Origin of the sequence: Robiginitalea sp. (genome assembly GCF_049588695.1) — a bacterium.
GTDB lineage: Bacteria > Bacteroidota > Bacteroidia > Flavobacteriales > Flavobacteriaceae > Robiginitalea.
In genome coordinates this window covers 1-3,023 of sequence record NZ_JBAVZJ010000321.1, presented here as the reverse complement: position 1 = coordinate 3,023, position 3,023 = coordinate 1, and the positions used below count along the sequence as shown (strand labels likewise).

Genomic DNA, 3,023 nt, shown 5'->3' with positions numbered 1-3,023 from the left:
GCCGTAGCGTATATTTCCTTTCTGAATATTACGGGTATTTCGTTACAGAGGATATCCCGGAGGACCCCACCGAAACTCGCAGTAATCGTCCCGAGTGTAATACATATAAGGGGCTCCAAACCGGCTTCCATCCCCTTGTTGATTCCAATCATAGTGTAAAAACCGATTCCGATGGTATCAAAGAGGAATAAGGAAGTCCTCAGGTATTTCAAGCGGCTTTGGAAAAGGATGGTGACAATGACGGTCCCCAGGATAATATACATGTACAAAGGGGTCGTAGTCCAGGTTACCGGGGTGTTCCCGATCAGCATATCCCTCAGGGTGCCCCCGCCTATAGCTGTGACCAGGGCGATAATCCCGACCCCAAATAAATCGAGGCGTTTTTCCATAGCGACCAGGACTCCTGAAATAGCAAAGGCTACAGTCCCGAGTATATCCACCGTCAGGTATATTTTTTCCATGTATCAAAAGTAGGAGAACAAAAGTACATCCTTCCGGATTCTTTTAGATAACACCGTTTCGAACAAACATTAATCTCGCTATATAATCCTTCTTTTTCAATGCGGGCAATACCTTCAGATTCATCGAAACTTCGTACCTTTTTGGCATTGTTACAATGCTCGGGCGCTTTCCGGTAATCCGACCCCAAAAGCGGTCTTCCGCGACAAAACCAACCCACCGGCTTATGCGATATTGCTATTTTCTTATACTGTTAGTACTCCCTGTATTTGTTAAAGCCCAACCCCCTGTTGAAGTCAACTCAGAGAGGCTCAATAAGACTATGGAGGAGTTGGCGGGCTTTGGCCGGAATCCCGACGGCGCTCCAAATCGGGTGGCCTTTAGCGATGGAGATTTAAAAGCCCGGGTGTATGTCCGGGAACTCATGAATCAGGCCGGTCTTGAAACTAGTATCGATGCTGCCGGAAATATTATTGGCCGAAAGGCGGGAAAAAGCCCCGGTCTGAAGCCCCTTGGATTGGGATCGCATATAGACATGGTTCCTTTGGGTGGAAATTACGACGGTTGTGTGGGATCAATGGGGGCTATAGAGGTTGCCAAAACACTGGAAGAAAAAGGAATACAGTTGCAGCACCCCCTTGAGATTATTATTTTTTCGAATGAGGAAGGCGGTGTTATGGGCAGCCGTGCACTGGCCGGAGCCTTGCAGCAAGAAGCACTGGGGGTAGTCAACACCACCGGTTACAGTATGGGAGCCGGTATAGAGCGGCTCGGTGGAGATACCACCCGCCTCGGTGAAGTCGTTCGTCCCAAGGGAAGTTTGGCCGCTTTTCTGGAGTTGCATATTGAACAGGGAGGAATCCTGGATCGGGAAAAACTCGATATTGGGGTGGTAGAGGGCATTGTGGGCCTGCGTTGGTGGGATGTTACGGTTAGTGGCATGGCAAACCACGCGGGGACAACACCCATGCGCCTGCTACAGGACGCTCTTTTGGCATCCGCCCGTTTTATTCAGGCGGTAAATGAAGAAGCCCTTAAGATGGAAGGCAAACAGGTGGCTACCGTGGGAAGGATTCATGCCGCCCCGGGTGCCCCCAATGTGATTCCCGGGGAAGTAGTCCTGAGCCTTGAAATACGAGACCTTTCAGATGCCGTCATCGATACCCTCTTTGAAAACATAGGGAAGCGGGCAAAGGAAATCGCTGAATCATCCGGGACCACTATTGCATTTAAAGCATTGGATACTACAGGCAAACCGGCACTGACGGCGCCCTTTATTCAAAAAGAAATCGCAAAGGCAGCGGATGCCCTGAGGCTCAGCCACAGACAAATGCAGAGTGGTGCGGGACACGATGCCCAGGATATGGCGCTGATCTGCCCGGTAGGTATGATTTTTATCCCGAGTAAAAACGGTATCAGCCATTCTCCTGACGAATATAGCAGCCCGGAGGATATCACCAATGGGGCCAACACCCTGCTCAATACACTCTTACAACTCGACAGTTCGCTCTCAGAGTGATTTGCCCGTAAATATTTACGCATGACAAATTTTTATATTTCAGACTTAAATCCATCTCACCTTATGAAAAAGCTTATTCTTTCTCTGCTTATCGCATGTACTCTTTTTTACACTCAGGCTCAGGAGATTACAGGTTTTGGCCCGGCTGCAGCTGAGGAACAGCTGGCTCTGGAAAAAGAATTTGATGCCCTCCTGGATCCTGAAAACCTGGATGCCTGGATGAAAAAAATGACCGAAAAACCACATTGGGTGGGTACTCCATTTGGGGAAGAAAACGCCAAATGGATGAAGAAACAATTTGAATCCTGGGGATATGACGCCCGGATAGAAACCTACCAGGTACTTTTTCCCTATCCAAAAGTCCGCCTGTTGGAGCTAACCCAGCCCGAGCCGTTTACAGCCTCACTGACGGCCGTGCCTGTAGAGGGGGATCCGTACACCGCCCAGGGAGATGCGCTCTTACCTTCGTATAACGCCTTTTCCAGGGATGGTGACGTGGAAGCCGAATTGGTTTTTGTGAACTACGGTATTCCCAGTGACTACGAAGAACTTGAAAAACTCGGCATCGATGTCAAAGGAAAAATTGTGATCGCCAAATACTACGGCTCCTGGAGGGGGATCAAACCTAAATTAGCGGCCGAAAAAGGAGCTATCGGGTGTCTTATTTATTCGGACCCAAAAGACGATGGATATTACCAGGGCGCCGTATATCCGGAAGGCGCCTTTAAAAACGCCACTGGGGTGCAGCGCGGGTCTGTCATGGATATGCCCCTGTATCCGGGGGATGTTTTGACGCCCGGGTACGCGGCAACCAAAGATGCCAAACGCCTGGAGCGCGAAAACGCCCCGACAATCACAAAAATACCGGTATTACCCATTTCATATGCCGATGCCGAACCCCTCCTCAAAGCGCTGAAGGGGCCCGTGGCACCTGCTAATTGGAGGGGTGCCCTGCCCATATCCTATCGTATCGGGCCCGGGCCGGCTAAGGTCCGGCTAAAACTGGAGTTTGAATGGAAACTCCAGCCCGCACACAATGTAATAG

3 protein-coding genes are annotated in these 3,023 nt (G+C 50.0%); 2 read left to right on the top strand and 1 reads right to left on the bottom strand.

What is annotated here, in order from left to right; genetic code table 11:
• Positions 1-461: trimeric intracellular cation channel family protein (locus WBV75_RS07830; protein WP_424120076.1), on the bottom strand; the 461-nt coding region annotated here is incomplete at its 3' end.
• A 224-nt stretch (positions 462-685) separates the two neighbouring features.
• On the opposite strand from WBV75_RS07830, the gene WBV75_RS07825 reads away from it, so the two are divergent.
• Together WBV75_RS07825 and WBV75_RS07820 are read left to right on the top strand one after the other, a co-directional pair.
• Entirely contained in the window at positions 686-1,978 is a 1,293-nt protein-coding gene (locus tag WBV75_RS07825; RefSeq protein ID WP_424120075.1) for a Zn-dependent hydrolase, read from the top strand.
• Positions 1,979-2,041: 63 nt separating this feature from the next.
• A partial coding sequence (locus tag WBV75_RS07820; RefSeq protein WP_424120074.1) for a PA domain-containing protein occupies positions 2,042-3,023 on the top strand: 982 nt, incomplete at its 3' end.